Source organism: Saccharopolyspora griseoalba (assembly GCF_042665275.1).
GTDB lineage: Bacteria > Actinomycetota > Actinomycetes > Mycobacteriales > Pseudonocardiaceae > Saccharopolyspora > Saccharopolyspora griseoalba.
The window spans coordinates 508,214-526,585 of sequence record NZ_JBHTCJ010000001.1; the positions used below are offsets into that span (position 1 = coordinate 508,214).

The following is an 18,372-nucleotide window of genomic DNA, read 5'->3' on the forward strand; positions in this document are numbered from 1 at the left end:
GGCCTCCCATCTGAGCTCGTGAGAACAGTTCACCGCCGCGGGTGGGAGTCGACAAGATCCCTGGCGCAACCAGGCCAAGATCAATTCCACAGTGGAGCCGGGGGCCAGCCGGCGCCGACCAGCGACCGCGGCACGAAATGTGACGCCGATCACAACACTCCCGGGTGATGCTCGGGGACAGCGGGCCGTGGGGGCGTGTAGTGTTCGTGGTGGTCGTATTTTTCTGGGGTCGTGTTCGCGCACACTCGCAGGATGTTGATGCGGGCGTGCGCTTTTCTGGTTGTAGCTGGACAAGTAGCCGTTCGATCAGCGGCCCGAGTGGTTACGCAGTGTGACCGCTCGATGTAGTACCGGCTCCCAGAAGGAGAGAGCAAGAATGGCACAGGGAACCGTGAAGTGGTTCAACTCGGAAAAGGGCTTCGGCTTCATCGCCCCGGATGACGGTGGTCCGGACGTGTTCGTCCACTACTCCGCCATCGACGCCCGCGGCTTCCGCAGCCTCGACGAGGACCAGAAGGTGACCTACGAGGTCAGCCAGGGCCCGAAGGGCCCGCAGGCTGCCGAGGTTCGCGTCATCTGAGACACGGCGTCCACTCCTGTCTGAGGGACTCCTGCCGGTAGGCGCGAGCTCGAGGACAAGCAGTAGATCGCGAGGCGGACCCGATTCGCCTCGATGGAGGGCCCCGCATCCGAGGATGCGGGGCCCTTCCGCGTGCGCGGGTGCTCGGTCGTCAGCCCCTGCGGGCGCGCGCACCGCCCAAGAGAGCCGTGACCAGCAAGAACGCCGCGATGGCGGTCACCGCCAGGCCCATCAGGTGCAGTCCGGGGTCGGTCGGGGTGGCGCCCAGCGACAGCACCAGCACCGCCGCGGCCAGGTTCGCGCCGACGTACTGCGACGTGCGGTAGAGCCCCGATGCCGCGCCCACGTGCTCGGCCGGGGCCACCGCGTACATCGCCCGCTGGTTGCCCATGTTGTTGAAGCCGTTGGGCAGTCCGAGTACCCCGGCGATGACCAGCAGCAGCGGGATCGGCGTGTCGGCGTCGGGCACCAGCAGCAGCAGGCCTCCCGCGCACAGCGCGGCGCTGCCGATCACCAGCGAGGCCCACGGGCTGCGGGTGCGGTGCAACCGGTTCGACAGGATCGTGGAGAGCACGCCGACCAGCGGGATCGGGAGCATGACCAGCCCGGCGCCCACCGGTCCCAGGTCGCGCGCCTCCTCCAGCCACTGCGGGATCCCGTAGAACACGCAGTAGAACGCCGTGTAGGTCACGATCGTGCGCAGGTAGGTCAGCGACAGCGAGCGGTGCCCGAGCAGGCGCATGTCCAGGAAGGGCTCCTCGCGGCGCAGGCTCCACCACGCGGTGGCCGCACCCGCGGGCACCGCGATCACCAGCCACCACCACCGGACGCTCCCGGCCAGCGACAGCAACCAGAACATCAGCGCGGTCAGCGCGACGGTGAACAGCAGCATCCCGACCGGGTCGACCCGCAGCAGCGCCGCAGCCCGCCCGGTGCGCTCCAGCGGAGGATCGGCCGGGCCCCACCGCAGCATCACGGCGGCGCCGACCAGCGCCAGCGGCACGTTGATCCAGAACACCCCCGGCCAGCCCAGCCCGCCGACCAGCAGGCCGCCCAGCGTCGGGCCGAGCGCCACGCTGACCTGCGAGCACACCGCCAGGGTGGCCAACGCGTTGCCGGGCTTGGCGCGCAGCTCGTCGGCCGCCCGGCGCACCATCGCCACCCCGCACGGGTACTGCGCCGCGGTGCCGATGCCGATCAGCACGCGGCAGACCACCAGCAGCGGGATGTCCGGCGCGAACGGCGCGGCCACCGAGGCGAGGCCGACCAGCGCGAACCCGGCCAGGCTCGCGCGCCGCGCGCCGAAGACGTCGGCGATGCGCCCCATCGCCGGAGCGGACACCGCGGTGGCCAGGTAGAGCGCGGAGACCAGCCAGGTCACCGAGGAGCCGGCGTCGAAGGAGCTGCGGATGCCCACCAGGGCGACCGCGATCATCGAGGAGTTCAGCGGCTGCAGGATCGTGCCGAAGGCGATCGGCGTGATGAAGGCCGACGGGAGCTCTCGCGATCCCGTCGATCCGGCAGCATTGCTGTCCTTCTGCTCGGGAGTTGTCGACATGTCGCCGTCCGTCAGCTCGGCGCGTCGGCGAGCCGGTCCAGCAGGCGCGCGGCAAGCACGAGCAGCTCCCGCTCGACGTCGGTGAGCTCGTCCATCGCCTGCGCCAGCCAGGCCTCGCGCCGGCTGCGGTCGGCCAGCACGCGGCTGCTGCCCGCCTCGGTGATCCGGATCAGGGTGGCGCGGCGGTCCACCGGGTCGGGTGTGCGCTCGGCCAATCCCGCGTCCAGCAGGTGCTGCACGATGCGCGCCATGGTCTGCGGGGTGACGCGCTCGGCGGCGGCCAGCGCGCTGGCGGTGGTCGGGCCGTCCCGCTCCAACCTGCCCAGGGCGGACGACCTGCCGAGGGTCAGCTCGCCGGGCTCGCGCTCGGCGCGCAGCCGCCGCGCCAGGCGCATGACCCCCATCCGCACTTCGGCGGCCTCGCTCGAACGCTCCTCGCTGTCGACCACGTGTTAAGCATAGCTGCCTAAAGAACTGGGACGGTGCCCCGGCCGCCGCGGGCCGGGGAGAGGTCAGGCCGTGGTGCGGTGCAGCTCGACGGCCACGTGCGGGGTCATCGGCTCGCCGACCATGGCGCGGCTCTCGGCGCACTCGAGGACGCCGTCGCCGCGCAGCGCGTAGCTGCGGTGCGCGGCCTCGACCTGCTTGGCGGTCGCGGTCGGCAGGACGGCGTCGGTGGTCAGCTCCCATCGAGACCCCTCGGCGCGGCCGTAGAAGACCTCGACGATGCCCGTGGAGTGGGCGAGCAGCAGTTCGAGGCGGCCGTCGGCCCCCGGTCGCCACCAGCCGGTCTCCCACGCCGCCGGACGCAGGACGCGGTCCTCGGCGTCGAGCAGCCAGGCCTTGGCCTGGTGCCGCAGGAACGGCCGGCCGTCGTGGGTGATGCGCACCTGCTGGCCGAACCGGTAGGGCCCGGAGATCGTGGGGTAGTCGACCCGTCCGCGGCCGCGCCACACGCCGAGCAGCTCGCGCAGCGGTGCGCAGGCCTCGTGCAGCGGTGGTGCGGTCGGATCGGTGGTGTCGGCGGGGATCGGCGGTTCGGCGAAGTCCTCGGAAGCGGTCATCCCCGGCAGCTTATGCGGCGTCGGCCGCCGGACCGCGCAATTCCACAGTGGATTTCCGCGGGGTCGGCGGACGAGCAGCCGCCCGAGCGGGTGATTTCCCCGGCGGATTCGGACTGTCACGATGCGAGATCGCGACCGGTCGGGTGAGGTGTCGCATCGCCCGGACGATGAAGGTGATCGCTGCGTGCGTGACTGCGGTGCGGCTGCCCTCCTCGTGCGGTCGAGCGCTCCGCCGTTAGCGGATCCGATGGTGACTCTTCGTCACTGCCCGTTGGCAGGGGGTGGCGTGGTTGGCCAATTCACGGCCCGTTATCGTTCGAGCAATAGCGCTGGTACCCGGCGGGTTCAGCATGGTTGCGGACTCAAGTTCTGTCGGGACCACTCGGTCGGGCGCTTTTCAGGAATGAGGGAACCTCCAATGGTGCGAGCTGTCGGAACGTTGGCCGTCGTCGGTGCCGGTGTGATCGGCTTCTGGGTCGGGTACATCCTCGACGCGCGACGCAATCCCGCCGAGCTGTTCGAAGGCGAGTCCGCGATGGCGGCCTGACCCGTGGCCGACTCGCCGACGCCCGCGCCCCGTGACCGACGTCGCTCCTGCTGCCGCCAGGTGAGGACGCCCCGCTCCGGAGCGCGATCGACCCGCCGGTTACCAATCGCCGACCCGCGGTCTTTAGGCTCTGCGGGGACTGTCCGACGAGGTTGAGGTGGGCGAGCGCGTGGGTCGGCCTTCGATGTGGTGGGCGCGTGGTGATCGGTCGCGATGGGCCGCGCGCGCGGTCGCCGCGGTGCTGGGCCTGGTTTCGGCCGTTCTGGCCGTGGCCGTGCCGTTCCTCCCGGTGAACTACGACGTCACCACCTTGCGCTGGCCCACCGCAGAGGGGACCCGCTCGGTCTCGGCGCCGCTGGTCACCCAGGTGCCGATGTGGTTGACGGCGCACGTGCCCTGCGAGACGGCGCGCGAGCTCGACGCCCGCACCGAGCGCCCCGGGGTGGTGCTGGCCACCAACGCGCCGGACGCGGACTACGGCAAGGCCACCGGGCTGAGCCTGCGCGTCGACGACGGCCTGCTGCAGGTCTGGTCGCGCGGTCAGCAGATCGGCGGCGGCCCGATCCCGCCGGGTTCCTGCTCGGTCGACCTGCGCGCCGATCCCGGCGGCACGCGCGCCGAGCTCGGGGGAGCGCGGTTGGCCGCGGTCGGAGGTGACCAGCGGCCGCAGGTGACCGGCATCTACTCCCAGCTGGACGCGCGCACCGACGACGTGCGCGGCCTGGACGTGCAGGTCCGGCCGGACAACCGCTTCGACAGCACCGCCAGCGCCCTGAAGGTGGCGGCGATGGTGCTGTCGGTGCTGTGCTTCCTCGGCGCGGTGTTCGCGCTGCGCGCGGTCGAGGGCCGCAGGCCGGTGCGCGCCGCGCCGCGGCGCTGGTGGCGCCTGGACGGCCGGGACGTCGCGGTGCTCGGCGGCCTGGGCGTGTGGTGGCTGATCGGCGCGATGACCGCCGACGACGGCTACATCCTGACCATGCTGCGCGCCGCGGACGACGCCGGATTCGTCACCAACTACTTCCGCTGGTTCGGCAACCCCGAGTCGCCGTTCGGCTGGTTCTACGAGCTCTACGCGTTGTGGGTGCAGGTCTCCACCGCCACCCCGTGGGTGCGCTTGCCCGCGCTGTTCCTCGGCGTGCTCAGCTGGATGCTGATCAGCCGAGGTTTGCTGCCGCGGCTGGGGCACCAGGTCAAGCACAGCCGCTCGGCGGGCTGGGCGGCGGCTGCGGCGTTCCTGGCGTTCTGGCTGCCCTACAACAACGGTCTGCGGCCCGAACCGGTCGTGGTGGCGCTGTTCCTGCTCGCGGTGTGCCTGGTGGAGCGCGCGGTGGCCACGCAGCGGCTCACCCCGGCGGCGTGGGGCCTGGTCGTGGCCACGCTGGGCCTGGGGGCGAACCCGCACGGCATGATCGCGGTGCTGCCCTTCCTGGTGGCCATCAAGCCGCTGGTGCGGCTGGTGCGCGAGCGCGTCCGCGAGAGCGGCGCGCTGCCGGTGCTGGCGCCCGCCTTGGCCTCCGGGGTGCTGATCCTGGTCGCGGTGTTCTTCGACCAGACCTTGAGCACCGTGCAGGACGCGGTGGCGCTCAAGACCCAGTTCGGTCCGGACAGCGCCTGGTACGAGGAGCTCACCCGCTACGAGAAGCTGTTCGACAAGTACCCGGACGGCTCGCTGACCCGGCGCTTCCCGGTGCTGCTGCTGATGCTGTGCATCCTGGGCAGCGGCGTGGTGCTGGTGCGGCGGCACCGCATCCGCGGGGCCGCGCACGGTCCGAGCCGCCGGATGCTGATGATCGCGGTGCTGTGCTTCGTGGCGCTCGCGGCCACCCCGACCAAGCACACCCACCACTTCGGCGTGCTGGCCGGGATCGGCGCGGTGCTCGCCGCGCTGACCGCGGTGGCCACCAGCGCGGCCGTGCTGCGCTCGCGGCGCAACCGGGCCGCGTTCTTCGCAGGACTGATGGTGGTCTGCGCCTTCTCGGTGACCGGGACGAACTCGTGGTGGTACGTCTCCGAGTGGGGCGTTCCCTGGTTCGACAGGGCGCCCAGCATCGACGGGCGCCAGGCCAGCACCGCCTTCCTGCTGATCGCGTTCGCGGCCGTGGTGGTCGCCGCGGTCGAGCACGTGCGGCGCGACGAACCGCCGGTGCTGACCTCGGAGGCCCGGCGCAAGGTGCTCCGCCTCGGGGCCGCTCCGCTGACGCTGACCTGCGCGCTGTGCGTGATCGGCGAGGTCGGGCTGTTCGCCAAGGGCATCGAGAACGAGCGCGGCAGCTATCGGCTCGGGGCCGACAACGTCGAGCAGCTGCGCGGGCGCAGCTGCGGGCTCAGCGACTACGTGCGGGTCGAGGCCGATCCGCGACGCGGCATCCTCGCCCCGGCCGGGCAGCAACCGCAGGTCAGCACCGACGCTTCGGTTCCGCACGACTACCTGCGCTCGCGCTCGCACGGGTTCCGCCCGCTCGGCGTTCCGCAGGACGAGAACTTCGCGCCGCGCTACGGCTACGGGCAGCCGGGGGCCCCGATCTGGGGCAGCTACGACCAGGGCCCCTCGAGCACCGGCGAGGTGCGCTCGCAGTGGTACGAGGTGCCCCAGCCCGAGGACCAGCCGGCGGTGCTGCAGTTCGCCGGATCCTCCTCCGGGCAGAACTCGCTGAGCGTGGAGCTGGGCGTGCAGGACGCGGCCGGTTTCCGCATCACCGAGCGGCGCGACCTGGTGCTCAACGGCGGCTGGCAGGACGTGCGGATCCCGGTCGGCGAGGCCAACCGGCTGCGCGTGGTGGCCGCCGACCACCGCACCGACGAGGACGGCTGGCTGGCCTTCAGCGCGCCCCGGATCCCGGTCGTCGACAGCATGACCCAGGTGGTCGGGCACAACCGCGCGTTCGTGGAGTGGCCGGCGGCGCTGGTGCACCCGTGCCTGCCGCCGATGCGGTTGCACAACGGCATCGCCGATCTCCCGAAGTTCCGCGTCGCCGGCGGCGGGATCATGCGGGACATGGGGCAGAGCTGGTCGGATCCCTCCGGTGGTGGGCCGTTCGGCTGGCTCAGCGTGGCCGCCAGCTACCGCGAGCTGCCGACCTACCTCGAGGGCGAGCCGCACCGCGACTGGGGCGCGCTCTACGTCGTCGACCCCTACAACGCCGGGGCGCTCCCGGCGCGGGCCGCGATGCACGTGCGCTCGGAAACCCGCTGGGGAGCCTGGGAGACGGGCCCGCTCTACGACGCCGATCCGCTGCCCGGCCCGCCGCTGAGCTCGCGCGGCAGGTCCGATCTGGAACCGGTGGTCCCGGCCGATCCCGGGGCGGACACCTGATCGACCCGCTCGTGTGAGAGTGGCCATTTCCGGATCTCGGGGAACCGCCTGATCGCTTAGGCTCGCTAACCGAGTGGGGCGCTCGCGGGCACGGCCGCCCGCGGGACGGTGCCGTTGCGGCGCCGCGTCGATCCGGCTGAGGCGCGGCCGCCGCGCGCTCCCGCGACACGCCGAGCCCTCGACGAGGAAAGAGCAGATGAGTCGCGCGCGTCCAGGTCCGGCCTCCGATCCGGTGCTCGGCACCGCCTTCGGGAGCGAGGCGCCGTGTCCGGTGTGATCCAGGGCTTCGGCGTCATCGGCGCCATCGTGCTCGTCGGCTACCTGCTGGGGCGGACCGGTGCGCTCGGCGACAACGCCCGCGAGGTGCTGACCAGGATCTCCTTCTACGTCGGCACGCCGGCGCTGCTGCTGCAGATGCTCTCCGAATCCGACGTGACCGTGCTGTTCTCGACGCCGCTGCTGGTCACCGCGCTGAGCACGTTCGCCGCGGCGGGCCTGTTCGTGCTGGTGGGACTGTGGCGCAGGTGGAACATCCGGCGCACCACGATCGGGGCGCTGTGCTCCAGCTACGTCAACGCCGGCAACCTGGGCATCCCGATCGCGGTCTACGTGCTCCGCGACGCCAGCCTGGTCGCCCCGGTGATGCTCTTCCAGCTGCTGGTGATGACCCCGATCGGGCTGACCGTCATCGACACCGCGCGGGAGGGCGGCAGCGATTCGGTGCTGGGCCGGGTGCTCGCGCCCTTCCGCAACCCCATCGTGATCTGCTCGCTGCTGGGCGTCGGGCTCTCGTTGACCGGAACTCGCATCCCCGGTCCGGTTGCCGAGCCGCTGACCCTGCTCGGCCACCTGTCGGTGCCCACGGTGCTGCTGGCGTTCGGCATCTCGTTGTGCGGCTCGACGCTGCCGGCGGGCGGGGCCGAGCGCTGGCCGGTGCTGGTCTCGGTCGGGGTGAAGTCCTTCGCGCACCCGGTGATCGCCTACGCGATCGGCGCGGGCCTGTTCGGCATGACCGGTGCTCCGCTGTTCGCCGCCGTGGTCATCTCCGCGCTGCCCGCCGCGCAGAACCTGTTCGTCTACGCCTCGCGCTACAACGTCGGCGTTCGGCTGGCCCGCGAGTCGATCCTGCTGTCCACCGTCCTGTCGGTGCCGGTGCTGTTCACCGTCACCGCGCTGCTGGGCTAGGAGCCGTCGGAAGCGCGCCCGACGAGCGCCCTGCTCGCGCGGGAACCGCCGCTGGTGCGAACGCCGAGCGCCCGCACCCGCCGCACGCCTAAGCGGGCCTCAGCGGTGGGGGAGTGCGGGTCGTGACCGGGGGCAGCGGCCCGTCGTAGCGCTCGACGTCCACGCGGGCGTGCTGACCCGCGCATCCCTGCGACAGCTCGGAGGAGGGCAGGTCGTCGGTGAGCGCGTTCGGGTTGCCGTGCGCGCACATGGTCGCCCCGTCGCGCTTCGGATCGGGCTGCGGGTCGAACCACGCACCGGTGGGCAGCACGACCACGCCCGGCCGGACCCGTTCGCTCAGGCGCGCACCCGCCAGGCAGGCGCCGCGGTCGTTGAAGATCCGGACCACGGTGCCCTCGGCGATGCCGCGCGCGGCGGCGTCGGCCGGGTGCAGGGTGATCGGCTCGCGCCCGTCCACCTTGGACTCCAGGCTGGTCGCGCCCACATCGCCCTGGCTGTGCAGCCGGGTGGGCGGCTGGTTGGCGATCAGGTGCAGCGGCCCGCCGGTGGTGCGTCGCGGTCGCAGCCAGACCGGGTGGCCGGGGCAGTCCGGGTGCCCGAAACCGTCGACGGTGGCCGAGAACAGCTCGATCCGGCCGCTGGGGGTGTGCAGCGGGTTGGCCTCCGGGTCCTGCCGGAAGCGCCGCAGCGGCGGCTGCTCGTCGACCGCGGGCAGCTCCAGCCTGCCGAGCTCCCAGAAGCGGTCGAAATCGGGCACCTGGTGGCCCCGCTCGCGCAGCGACTCGCGCCAGGTCTCGTAGAGGTGCTCCAGCCAGCCGCGCGGGCTGCGGCCCTCGGTGAACGCCTGCCGCGCACCGAGGCGATCAGCCAGCGCGGCGAAGATGAGGTAGTCGTCGCGGGCTTCGGCGTGCGGATCGAGCACCCGGTGCATCGCGGTGAGGTGGGTGTCGCGGCGACCTGCGCCGAGGTCCTCGCGTTCCAGCGTGGTGGTGGCGGGCAGCACCACGTCGGCGTGCCGGGCGGTGGCGGTCCAGTGCGTCTCGTGCACCACGACGGTCTCCGGCCGGGCGAAGGCGCGGCGCAACCGGGTGAGGTCCTGGTGGTGGTGGAACGGGTTGCCGCCCGCCCAGTAGACGAACCGGATGTCCGGGTAGGTGCGGGTCTGGCCGTTGTAGCGGTAGGTCTGCCCGGGCGAGAGCAGCAGGTCGGCGATGCGCGCGACCGGGATGAACTCCCGCACCGGGTTGGCACCCTGCGAGAGGGTGGGCAGCTTGAGCAGCGGTCCGGAGTCGCCCATCTCGGCCATCGAGCCGTAGCCGTGGCCGAAACCGCCTCCGGGGAGCCCGATCTGGCCGAGCATCGCCGCCAGCAGGATGCCCGCCCAGACCGGCTGCTCGCCGTGCTCGGTGCGCTGCAGCGACCAGGTGACGTTGACCAGCGTGCGACCGGCGGCCATCTCGCGGGCCAGCTCGCGGATGTCGTCGGCGGGGATCTCGCAGATCTCGGCCGCCCACTCCGGCGTCTTGGCCACCCCGTCGGACTCGCCCCGCAGGTAGGCGGCCACCACGTCGAACCCGGTGCAGTAGCGCTCCAGGAACGCGGTGTCGTGCAGGTCCTCGGCGAGCAGGGTGTGGGCGAGCGCGAGCTGCACGGCCACGTCGGTGCCGGGCGCGATGGAGTACCAGCGCCCGCGGGCGGGCACGTCGGCGCCCAACGGGCTTACCGCGGCGACCTGCACGCCCGGGTCGGCGGCCGAGGCGGCACCGGTGTGCAGGGTGACGCCACCGGGTGTGACCGAGAGGTTCTTGGTGGACAGCCCGCCGAAGGCCACGATCAGATCGGTGTTCTCGCGGATGGTCTCCCAGCTGTCGGCGTAGCCCAGGACCGACGAGATGCTGCCGACGACGTGCGGCAGCAGGACCTGCGAGGTGCCGAAGCTGTAGTTGTGCTTGGAGGCGGTGTAGCCGCCGATGGTGTTGAGGAACCGGTGCAGCTGGCTCTGCGCGTGGTGGAACCGCCCGGCGCTGCTCCAGCCGTAGGAGCCGCCGAAGATCGACTCGTTGCCGGACTCGTTGCGCACCCGGTCGAGCTGCGCGGCCACCAGGTCCAGCGCCGTGTCCCAATCGACCTCGACGAATTCCTCGGCTCCGCGCCCGGCGCTGGGGCCGGGTCCGCTCTCCAGCCAGCCGCGGCGGATCGCGGGCCGGGCCACGCGGGTGGCGTGCCGGGCGCTGCCGGCGACGTTGCCCAGCAGCGGCGAGGGAACCGGGTCGTCGGGGTGCGGCGCCACCCGCACGCCGCCGTCGGAGTCGGCGGCGGCCTGGTAGGCGCCCCAGTGCGAGGTCGTGGGGACCCAGCGGTCGGTCATGCGTTCCTCCTCGCTGGCCGAACCCGCGCCGACCAGCGGTTTCGAGTACATCACCGGGGTGCGGGGTGGTCAAACCAACCCCGGGTGAGGCTCGTCGCCCGAGGTTGCGGACGTCAGGAGAACGAGGCCCCGACCATCACCTCGTCGGGAGCGGTGCGCACCGACAGCCGCCCCGCGGGATCACCGCACAGCAGGACCGGATCCCCGGCGAACACCGGCCGGTTGAGCCGGTACGACAGCTCGCTGAGGCGGTGACCGTTGCGCCGGACGAGCTCGGCGAGCCCGAGCACCAGCAGCGGCCCGTGCACCACCAGGCCCGGGTAGCGCTCCACCTCCCGGCAGTAGGGCTCGTCGTAGTGGATGCGGTGCGAGTTGGCGGTCAGCGCGCTGAACCGGAACAACCGCACGGGATCCCCGGTGAACGCCTCCTGCCAGGGCTCGTCGGAGACCGGGAGCTCGGTGGGGCGCGCCGCGTGCGGGTTCTTCGCGGCGCTCTCGCCGCTGCGGTACACGTAGTCCTGCTCCTCGACGAACCGCGATCGCCCGTCCTGGTGGTACTCGCTGCGCACGGTCACGAACACCATCTCGCCGGAGCGGCCCTGCTTGACCACCACGTCGCGCAGCTCGGAGCGCCGCTCGGCGGGCGTGCCGAGCCGCAGCGGAGCGGTCACGTGCAGGCGACCGCCGGCGAACATGCGCCGCCGGTCGGGCAGCGGTGGCAGGAAGTGCCCGCGGCTCGGGTGCCCGTCGTCGCCGAGCTCGCCGTGCTCGGGCCAGTGCAGGAAGTACACCCAGTGCCACAGCGGTGGTAGGCGGGTGAGGTCGGGCTCGGGGGTGCCCAGCACCGCGGCGAGCGCTCTCGCCCGATCCGGCGGCATCGGGTCGTGCTCGACCAGCGGTTCCGGTTGCCAGTGCTGGAGGTGGCCGGTCAGCGAGGGCACGGGAGCTCCTTTGCTCGGCAGGCGGGTCGACCCGTCACAGGCCATACCGCCGCACGCGTCGCGTCAACGGACGAGGTTTGACCAACGGTGTGCGCGGTCGTACAAATATGCCCCATCGGCGGAGGAAGGGGCCGGATGGCGTCCATCGCAAGTTCGCTCGCGCAGTGGGCGACCGGGTTCGAACCGACCGAGGAAGACCTGGCCCTGGCCCGCCGCTCGCTGCTGGACACGACCGCCGTCGCGCTCGCCGCGCGCGAGCACCCCGCGACCGGGGTGGCCGCCGGACTGCCGGAGGCGGCGCGCTGGGCGGTCGCCGCGCACGTCCTGGACTTCGACGACCTGCACGTCGGCTCGACCGCGCACGTCAGCGCGGTGATCGTGCCCGCGGTGCTGGCCAGCGGCGGCGAAGCACGCGCCTACCTGGCCGGGGCCGGGGTGATGGCGCGGCTCGGGAACGCGCTGGGCTGGTCGCACTACACCGCCGGGTGGCACGCGACCTGCACCGCCGGAGCACCCGCCGCGGCGGTCGCGGCCAGCGCCGCGATGGGCCTGCCCGCCGAGCGGTTGGCGATCGCGATGGCGCTGGCCGTTCCCGCCGCGGGCGGGGTGCGGGAGGCCTTCGGCACGCACGGCAAGTCGCTGCAGGTCGGCTTCGCCGCCGACGCGGGCGTGCGCGCCGCGCGGCTGGCCGCGGCCGGCGCCACCGCCGACCCGAGGGCGGTGGACGCCTGGTTCGAGCTCGTCGGCGGGCGCGGCGAACCCGAGCTCGCCGGACCGGCCGTGCCGGGCGGGCTGGCGATCAAGGTCTTCCCCTGCTGCTACGCGATGCAGCGCCCGATCGCCGCGCTGCGCGAGATCCGCGAGCAGGTGCGCGGGGACGTGCTCGCCGTGCGGGTGCGCACCCCGAAGTCCACCGTCACCCCGCTGATCCACGACCGACCGGTAACCGGCCTGCAGGCGAAGTTCTCCATGCCCTACGCGGTGGCCACCGCGCTGTTGGACGACTACCCGGACTTCGCGGCCTTCACCGACGAGGCGGTCAACCGACCCGCTGCGCGGCGCCTGATGCGCGGCGTGGCGGCCGACTACCCGGACACCGCGGCCGACGGCCTGCTGGCGGGCGAGGTCGTCGTCGAGGTCGAGCACGACGGCGCGACGCTGCGGGTCGACCTCGCGCATCCCCCGGGCGCCCCCGCGCGCCCGCCCACCGGACCCGAACTCGCCGACAAGCTCGCCGCCTGCGGCGAGGACGTGCCCGGGCTGCTCGCGGACCCCGACTGGGCGCGGGTGCGCGAGCTGCTGTCGCGGACCTTCCCACCCGAGCGCGAAGGAGCATCCCGGTGAGCGCAGCGGACATCCTCGACGAGGCCGAGCGGCTGGTGCTGGACACGGTGCGCGAGTTCGTCGACCGCGAGGTCAGACCCGTCGCCAGCGAGCTCGAGCACGCCGACGCCTACCCGCACGAGCTCGTCGAGCAGATGAAGCGGCTGGGGATCTACGGGTTGGCCGTCCCCGACGAGCTCGGCGGCAACGAGGTCTCCACCGCCTGCTACGTCTTGATCACCGAGGAGCTCGCGCGCGGCTGGATGAGCCTGGCCGGGGCGATGGGCGGGCACACCGTGGTGGCCAAGCTGCTGCGGCACTTCGGAACCGAGGAGCAGCAGCGGCACTACCTGCCGAAGATGGCCACCGGGGAGATCCGCGCGACGATGGCGCTGACCGAACCCGGCGGCGGTTCGGACTTGCAGGCCATCTCCACCACCGCGCGCCGCGAGGGCGGCGAGTACGTGGTCAACGGCGCCAAGACCTGGATCACCAACTCCCGGCGCTCCCAGCTCATCGCGCTGCTGTGCAAGACCGATCCGCGCGCCGATCCGGCGCACGCGGGGATCTCGGTCCTGCTGGTCGAGCACGGTCCGGGGCTGACCGTCTCCCGCGATCTGCCCAAGCTCGGCTACAAGGGCGTGGAGAGCTGCGAGCTGTCCTTCGACGACCACCGCGCACCGGTGAGCGCCCTGCTGGGAGGCCAGGAGGGATGCGGTTTCGCGCAGATGATGAAGGGCTTGGAGACCGGCCGCATCCAGGTGGCGGCGCGAGCGCTGGGCGTCGGCAAGGCCGCCCTCGACGACGCGTTGCGCTACGCCCAGCAGCGCGAGAGCTTCGGCAAGCCCATCTGGAAGCACCAGTCGGTGGGCAACCACCTCGCCGACATGGCCACCAAGCTCACCGCCGCCCGCCAGCTGACCTTGCACGCCGCCCGCGAGCTCGACGCCGGCCGCCGGGTGGACATGGAAGCCGGCATGGCCAAGCTGTTCGCCTCGGAGGCGGCCATGGAGATCGCGCTGGACGCGGTGCGCGTCCACGGCGGGTACGGCTACTCGACCGAGTTCGACGTCGAGCGGTACTTCCGGGACGCCCCGCTGATGATCGTCGGCGAGGGGACCAACGAGATCCAGCGCAACGTCATCGCCGGCCAGCTCGTCCGGCGCGGCGGCGTGGACTGAAGCGGTGCCCCGCGCCGGAGACCGCGCGGGCACGCGGCCTCCGGCGCGAGCGCTAGCGCAGGTAGACGCGCTGCGGATCGACGTCCTCGCGCAGCAGGCGCAGCTCCTCGGCCCCGGGCGGGGCGATGGTGGGCAGCTCGTCGGCCACTCGCAGCGGCCAGCCGGTGGCCTCGCGGACCTGCTGGGCGGTGATTCCCGGGTGGACGGCGACCAGGCGCAGCTCCTCGCCGACGCCGTCGCGGGCGAGGACGCCGAGCTCGGTGATCACCCTGGTCACGCCCGCGCCGCGCGGGCGGATGCCGTCGGCCAGCGCGCGGTCCGGGCCGGGCGAGGTGCAGAAGTCCAGCTCGGCGACGAACGAGCGCGGATCGTGGCGGCGCATCACCACGAACACCTCGCGGGAGTTGGCCATGACCTCCATGGCCCCGCCCGAGCCGGGCAGCCGGACGTCGGGGGCGCGCCAGTCGCCGATCACCGAGGAGTTCAGGTTGCCGAAGCGGTCGATCTGCGCGGCGCCGAGGAACCCGACGTCGATGCGACCGCCCTGCAGCACGTAGCCGAACAGCGCGGTCATCGGCAGCACCGCCTCGGAATCGGTGATCAGCACCGAGTCGGCGATGGTCTCCGGCAGCTGCGCGGGATGCGCCCCGCACACCCCGGACTCGTAGACGATCTCCACGTCCGGCGCGACGGTGCGCTGGGCCAGCGAGACCGCCAGCGTGGGCAGCCCGATGCCGGCGAACACCGTGCTGGAGCCCGCGAGTTCGCGCGAGGCCACGACGGCCAGCAGCTCGGAGGGCGTGAATTCCCGGGATGGGGCAGCGGACACGATTCCTCCTCCGTCAGAGCCTGCGCCCGTAGTTGACCGGCTCGCTCCAGGCCTCGCCGACCGACAGCCCCGCCCAGCGCTCCTCGCCGAGCCTGGCCAGGTAGTCGCCGTGATCGGCGGTGCCGCGCACCCACTCGTCGAGCCAGTCGCGAAGCCGTCGCGGGTCGGCGCTGATCCGCGACCACTCCCGGTAGAACTCGCCGTCGCGGTCGTAGTAGCCCTGCGCGAAGGCCGGGTGAGCACCGCCCGGGCAGACCACCACCGCGTCGACCGCGTGGGCCGGGACGACGGTGCGGTTCGGGTCCGAGCGGATCACCTCGTCGGGCACGACCTCCTCGACGACCACGATCGCCCGGCGCGCGGCGTAGACGGCCTCGGCCTGGATGCCGGTCAGCCCCCAGATCTGGGTGTTGCCCGCGCGGTCGGCGCGCTGCGCGTGGATGATCGTCACGTCCGGGTTCAGCGGCGGCACCACGTAGATCCGCTCCGGCTCACCGCCCGGCCCCGGGTAGGGCGAGGTGACCTGCTGGATCTCCGGGTTGACCGAGGGCACGTCGCTGCCCGCGTAGGAGCGCAGCGGGTGGAACGGGAGCCGCTGCGCCCCGGCCAGGTAGCGGCAGATCATGCCGTGGTGGCTGTACTCGTCGAACCGCAGCGCGCCCGCCTCGACCCGGCGGCGCAGCTCGCCCAGCGACCCGGCGGTGGAGTTGCCGACGAACGAGGAGATCAACCGGCTCACGCAGTCCCCGGCGATGAGCTGGTCGGTGACGACGTCGGCGGTCATCCGGGCGATGGTGAGGTCGCGGAAGCCCTGCCGGATGATCTCGTGACCCGCGGCGGTCGGGATGAGGTGGGTGAAGCCCTCCAGGCAGACGGTGTCCCCGTCGGCGACGTGGGCGGCGATCGCCTCCCGCATCGAGGTCGTCTTGTCCGCTCTGCTCGGCCTCGCCTCGGCGACGGGTTCGTTCATCGCGTCTCCTGGCGGTTTTCGGTTCGGATCCAGCATCACACTGCCACTCCGGATTGATCAGGCGCCAATACCCGATTAATGTCGGATCAAGATCGAGGACGAATCAGCGGAGGACGTCGTGGAGCTGCGCCACCTGGCCTCCTTCCTCGCCGTGGCCGAGGAGCTGCACTTCGGGCGCGCGGCCAAGCGGCTGCGGATGGCGCAGCCGCCGCTGAGCCAGCAGATCCGGCAGCTCGAGAAGGAGCTCGGCGTGCAGCTCTTCGAGCGCAACACCCGCTCGGTGCGCCTGACCAACGCGGGGGAGTCCTTCCGCGAGCCCGCCCGCGCGGTGCTCGACGGGCTGGACGACGCGGTGCGCGCGGCCAAGGCCGCGGGGCGCGGCGAGCACGGCCGGGTCAGCGTCGGGTTCGCCGGCGCGTCCGCGCACGAGGCGCTCCCGCGGTTGACCCGCGCGGTGCGCGCGGCCCATCCCGGGCTGGAGCTGGTGATGCGCGGGCAGACCTACGCCAACGTCGCGCTGGCCGGGGTGGCCGACGGTTCGCTCGACCTCGGGTTCGTGCGGCTGCCGGTGAACCAGCCCGGGGTGGCCACCCGGGTGATCGAGGTGGAGGAGCTGGTCTGCGCGCTGCCCACCGACCACCCGCTGGCCGATCTCGAGCGCATCCCGATCGAGCGGCTGGCCGAGGAGCCCTTCGTCAGCTTCCCGGCCAACGCCGGCTCCACGCTGCGCGATGCGATGGTCAAGGCCTGCGTGGCGGGCGGGTTCAACCCGCGCGTGGTGCAGGAGGCGCCGGACTCGTACACGATCCTGGCGCTGGTGGCCGCCGGCGTGGGGGTGACCCTGACGCTGAGCTCCTGCCAGCACATCCAGCAGACCGGTCTGGTCTACCGCCCGCTGGCCGGGGAGCCGATCCGGTTGCGCGCGGCACTGGCCTGGCGCGCCGACAACACCAACGCCGCGCTGCGCACCGTGCTCGACATCGCCGAGACCGCGCTGCCCACCCCGGGTTGATCGCCGCGCATTGATCAGCGCTGCGTCTCGCTGCGGCACGGATTCTGTATTGGACGGCTACATGCCCGGGGTGGCACTGTTCCGCCGTTCACATCGGACGGTGCCGGTCCACCGCACCGATGGCACCGAGGTTCGAGGGAGAAACTCATGGGTGCGGCGGAAGCGCGCGCGCAGAGCCGAACGGCCCGGCGGGCGGGCATCGGGGCGTTCATCGGATCGACGATCGAGTGGTTCGACTTCTACATCTACGGAACGGCTTCGGCGCTGGTGTTCGACCAGGTCTTCTTCCCGGAGCTCTCCGGCGCGCTGGGCACCCTGGTGGCCTTCGCGACGTTCTGGGTCGGCTTCCTGGCGCGCCCGCTCGGCGGGGTGATCTTCGGGCACGTCGGAGACCGGTTGGGCCGCAAGAAGACCCTGGTCATCACGCTGCTGATGATGGGCATCGCGACCACGCTGATCGGTCTGCTGCCCGGCTACGCCCAGATCGGCGCGTGGGCGCCGGTGCTGCTGGTGACCATCCGGATGGTGCAGGGCATCGGGCTCGGCGGTGAGTGGGGCGGCTCGGTGCTCATCGCCTCCGAGCACGCCCCGAAGGGACGCTCCATCCTCTACGGCGCGTTCGCCCAGCAAGGCTCCCCGGTCGGGAACGCGCTGAGCACCCTGAGCTTCCTGCTGGTCAGCGGGTTGCCCGAGCCCGCGATGCTCAGCTGGGGCTGGCGGATCCCGTTCCTGGCCTCGGCCGCGCTGGTGGTCGTGGGGCTGCTCATCCGGCTGCGCGTGGCCGAATCGCCCGCGATGGAGCGCGTGCTCGCCCAGCAGCGCACCGCGAAGCTGCCGGTCTGGCAGGTGGTCCGGGAGCACCCGGGGCTGCTGGCGCTGGGCATCGGCGCCTGCACCATCGGGTTGTCGGCGACCTACTTCAAGACCACGTTCGCGCTGTCCTGGGCGACCAGCGACCTCGGCTACGCGCGGTCGGACTTCCTGACGATCGTGCTGGTGGCCACGTTGACCCAGATCGTCGTGCAGCCCTTCGGCGCGGTGCTGGCCACCTGGATGCGCAGCCTCTCGCGCGCGGTGACGCTGATGCTGCTGCCCGAGATCGTCCTGCTGCCGCTGATGTTCGTGCTCATCGGCACCGAGGACTACGCGCTGGCGATGATCGGCGTGGCGGCGGCGACCGTTCCGCACTGCCTGTACTACTCGGCGCTGGCCGGGATCCTGGCCGGGCGCTTCCCGGCGGAGGTGCGCTACACCGGCCTGTCGCTGTGCTACCAGCTCTGCGGCACCCTGCTCGGCGGTACCACGCCCGTGGTGGGGCAGTTCCTGCTCAACAGCACCGGGTCGATCAACGTCGTGATCGCGTACGCGCTGTTCCAGGTGCTGCTGAGCCTCGGTTGCATGCTGCTGATCCTGCGCCGCCCGAACCACGAGTCCCGGGCTCCGGTGCAGCGCGCGCGAGCGGGCAGCCCCGCCTGAGCGCGCCGCGCGCGGCCGGGTGGTG

General features: G+C 72.4%; 15 protein-coding genes. 8 read left to right on the forward strand and 7 right to left on the reverse strand.

All coding sequences use genetic code 11. From position 1 onward, the window contains the following. The first annotated feature begins 376 nt into the window (after positions 1-376). Positions 377-580 (forward strand): cold-shock protein, encoded by a 204-nt coding sequence (locus ACFQRI_RS02315; protein WP_380663772.1) that lies wholly within the window; start codon positions 377-379, stop codon positions 578-580. Positions 581-731: 151 nt separating this feature from the next. Here ACFQRI_RS02315 and ACFQRI_RS02320 read toward each other — a convergent pair whose 3' ends face one another. From ACFQRI_RS02320 to ACFQRI_RS02330, 3 genes are all read right to left on the reverse strand, one after another. After that, positions 732-2,138: an MFS transporter gene (locus ACFQRI_RS02320; protein WP_380663776.1), complete on the reverse strand. Its 1,407-nt coding sequence runs from the start codon at positions 2,136-2,138 to the stop codon at positions 732-734. An 11-nt stretch (positions 2,139-2,149) separates the two neighbouring features. Beyond that, positions 2,150-2,587, reverse strand: coding sequence for a MarR family winged helix-turn-helix transcriptional regulator (locus ACFQRI_RS02325; RefSeq protein WP_380663780.1), 438 nt, complete (start codon positions 2,585-2,587; stop codon positions 2,150-2,152). A 63-nt stretch (positions 2,588-2,650) separates the two neighbouring features. Further along, a complete protein-coding gene (locus tag ACFQRI_RS02330) occupies positions 2,651-3,202 on the reverse strand; it encodes a heme-binding beta-barrel domain-containing protein (protein WP_380663783.1) in 552 nt (183 codons plus the stop codon). A gap of 418 nt (positions 3,203-3,620) precedes the next feature. Between ACFQRI_RS02330 and ACFQRI_RS02335 the strand changes: the two genes are divergently transcribed. The 3 genes from ACFQRI_RS02335 (at position 3,621) to ACFQRI_RS02345 (ending at position 8,247) form a co-directional block, all read left to right on the forward strand. Further along, positions 3,621-3,749, forward strand: coding sequence for a hypothetical protein (locus tag ACFQRI_RS02335; protein WP_380663786.1), 129 nt, complete (start codon positions 3,621-3,623; stop codon positions 3,747-3,749). 157 nt (positions 3,750-3,906) lie between these two features. Further along, positions 3,907-7,062, forward strand: a complete 3,156-nt coding sequence (locus ACFQRI_RS02340; protein WP_380663789.1) for an arabinosyltransferase domain-containing protein — start codon at positions 3,907-3,909, stop codon at positions 7,060-7,062. A gap of 264 nt (positions 7,063-7,326) precedes the next feature. Beyond that, positions 7,327-8,247, forward strand: coding sequence for an AEC family transporter (locus ACFQRI_RS02345; protein ID WP_380663791.1), 921 nt, complete (start codon positions 7,327-7,329; stop codon positions 8,245-8,247). A gap of 88 nt (positions 8,248-8,335) precedes the next feature. Here the strand turns inward: ACFQRI_RS02345 and ACFQRI_RS02350 are convergent, their stop codons facing one another. Both ACFQRI_RS02350 and ACFQRI_RS02355 read right to left on the reverse strand, forming a co-directional pair. Beyond that, positions 8,336-10,615: a molybdopterin-dependent oxidoreductase gene (locus ACFQRI_RS02350; protein ID WP_380663794.1), complete on the reverse strand. Its 2,280-nt coding sequence runs from the start codon at positions 10,613-10,615 to the stop codon at positions 8,336-8,338. 113 nt (positions 10,616-10,728) lie between these two features. Beyond that, positions 10,729-11,556, reverse strand: a complete 828-nt coding sequence (locus ACFQRI_RS02355; protein ID WP_380663797.1) for an HTD2 family dehydratase — start codon at positions 11,554-11,556, stop codon at positions 10,729-10,731. Between the two features lie 135 nt (positions 11,557-11,691). On the opposite strand from ACFQRI_RS02355, the gene ACFQRI_RS02360 reads away from it, so the two are divergent. Both ACFQRI_RS02360 and ACFQRI_RS02365 read left to right on the forward strand, forming a co-directional pair. After that, the gene (locus tag ACFQRI_RS02360; RefSeq protein WP_380663800.1) at positions 11,692-12,900 is read left to right on the forward strand and encodes an MmgE/PrpD family protein; all 1,209 of its coding nucleotides are present in this window, start codon (positions 11,692-11,694) and stop codon (positions 12,898-12,900) included. Next, positions 12,897-14,060: an acyl-CoA dehydrogenase family protein gene (locus ACFQRI_RS02365; RefSeq protein ID WP_380663803.1), complete on the forward strand. Its 1,164-nt coding sequence runs from the start codon at positions 12,897-12,899 to the stop codon at positions 14,058-14,060. Before ACFQRI_RS02360 ends, ACFQRI_RS02365 begins: the two co-directional genes overlap by 4 nt. Before the next feature lie 52 nt (positions 14,061-14,112). Here ACFQRI_RS02365 and ACFQRI_RS02370 read toward each other — a convergent pair whose 3' ends face one another. Both ACFQRI_RS02370 and ACFQRI_RS02375 read right to left on the reverse strand, forming a co-directional pair. Beyond that, positions 14,113-14,889 carry a CoA-transferase subunit beta gene (locus ACFQRI_RS02370; protein WP_380663806.1) on the reverse strand — a complete coding sequence of 259 codons (777 nt, stop codon included), beginning with the start codon at positions 14,887-14,889 and terminating at the stop codon, positions 14,113-14,115. Positions 14,890-14,902: 13 nt separating this feature from the next. Beyond that, the gene (locus ACFQRI_RS02375; RefSeq protein ID WP_380663809.1) at positions 14,903-15,859 is read right to left on the reverse strand and encodes a CoA transferase subunit A; all 957 of its coding nucleotides are present in this window, start codon (positions 15,857-15,859) and stop codon (positions 14,903-14,905) included. Positions 15,860-15,977: 118 nt separating this feature from the next. Between ACFQRI_RS02375 and ACFQRI_RS02380 the strand changes: the two genes are divergently transcribed. Together ACFQRI_RS02380 and ACFQRI_RS02385 are read left to right on the forward strand one after the other, a co-directional pair. Further along, positions 15,978-16,871, forward strand: a complete 894-nt coding sequence (locus ACFQRI_RS02380) for a LysR family transcriptional regulator (RefSeq protein ID WP_380663812.1) — start codon at positions 15,978-15,980, stop codon at positions 16,869-16,871. Between the two features lie 147 nt (positions 16,872-17,018). Beyond that, on the forward strand, positions 17,019-18,347 hold the full coding sequence (locus tag ACFQRI_RS02385; RefSeq protein WP_380663815.1) for an MFS transporter: 1,329 nt from the start codon (positions 17,019-17,021) through the stop codon (positions 18,345-18,347). Positions 18,348-18,372: the final 25 nt, after the last annotated feature.

What these genes read in the sequence shown, in the direction of transcription:
- ACFQRI_RS02320 (WP_380663776.1), bottom strand. Translation starts at nt 2,138, where the DNA reads ATGTCGACAACTCCCGAGCAGAAGGACAGCAATGCTGCCGGATCGACG.
- ACFQRI_RS02385 (WP_380663815.1), top strand. Translation starts at nt 17,019, where the DNA reads ATGGGTGCGGCGGAAGCGCGCGCGCAGAGCCGAACGGCCCGGCGGGCG.
- ACFQRI_RS02360 (WP_380663800.1), top strand. Translation starts at nt 11,692, where the DNA reads ATGGCGTCCATCGCAAGTTCGCTCGCGCAGTGGGCGACCGGGTTCGAA.
- ACFQRI_RS02350 (WP_380663794.1), bottom strand. Translation starts at nt 10,615, where the DNA reads ATGACCGACCGCTGGGTCCCCACGACCTCGCACTGGGGCGCCTACCAG.
- ACFQRI_RS02330 (WP_380663783.1), bottom strand. Translation starts at nt 3,202, where the DNA reads ATGACCGCTTCCGAGGACTTCGCCGAACCGCCGATCCCCGCCGACACC.
- ACFQRI_RS02315 (WP_380663772.1), top strand. Translation starts at nt 377, where the DNA reads ATGGCACAGGGAACCGTGAAGTGGTTCAACTCGGAAAAGGGCTTCGGC.
- ACFQRI_RS02335 (WP_380663786.1), top strand. Translation starts at nt 3,621, where the DNA reads ATGGTGCGAGCTGTCGGAACGTTGGCCGTCGTCGGTGCCGGTGTGATC.
- ACFQRI_RS02375 (WP_380663809.1), bottom strand. Translation starts at nt 15,859, where the DNA reads ATGAACGAACCCGTCGCCGAGGCGAGGCCGAGCAGAGCGGACAAGACG.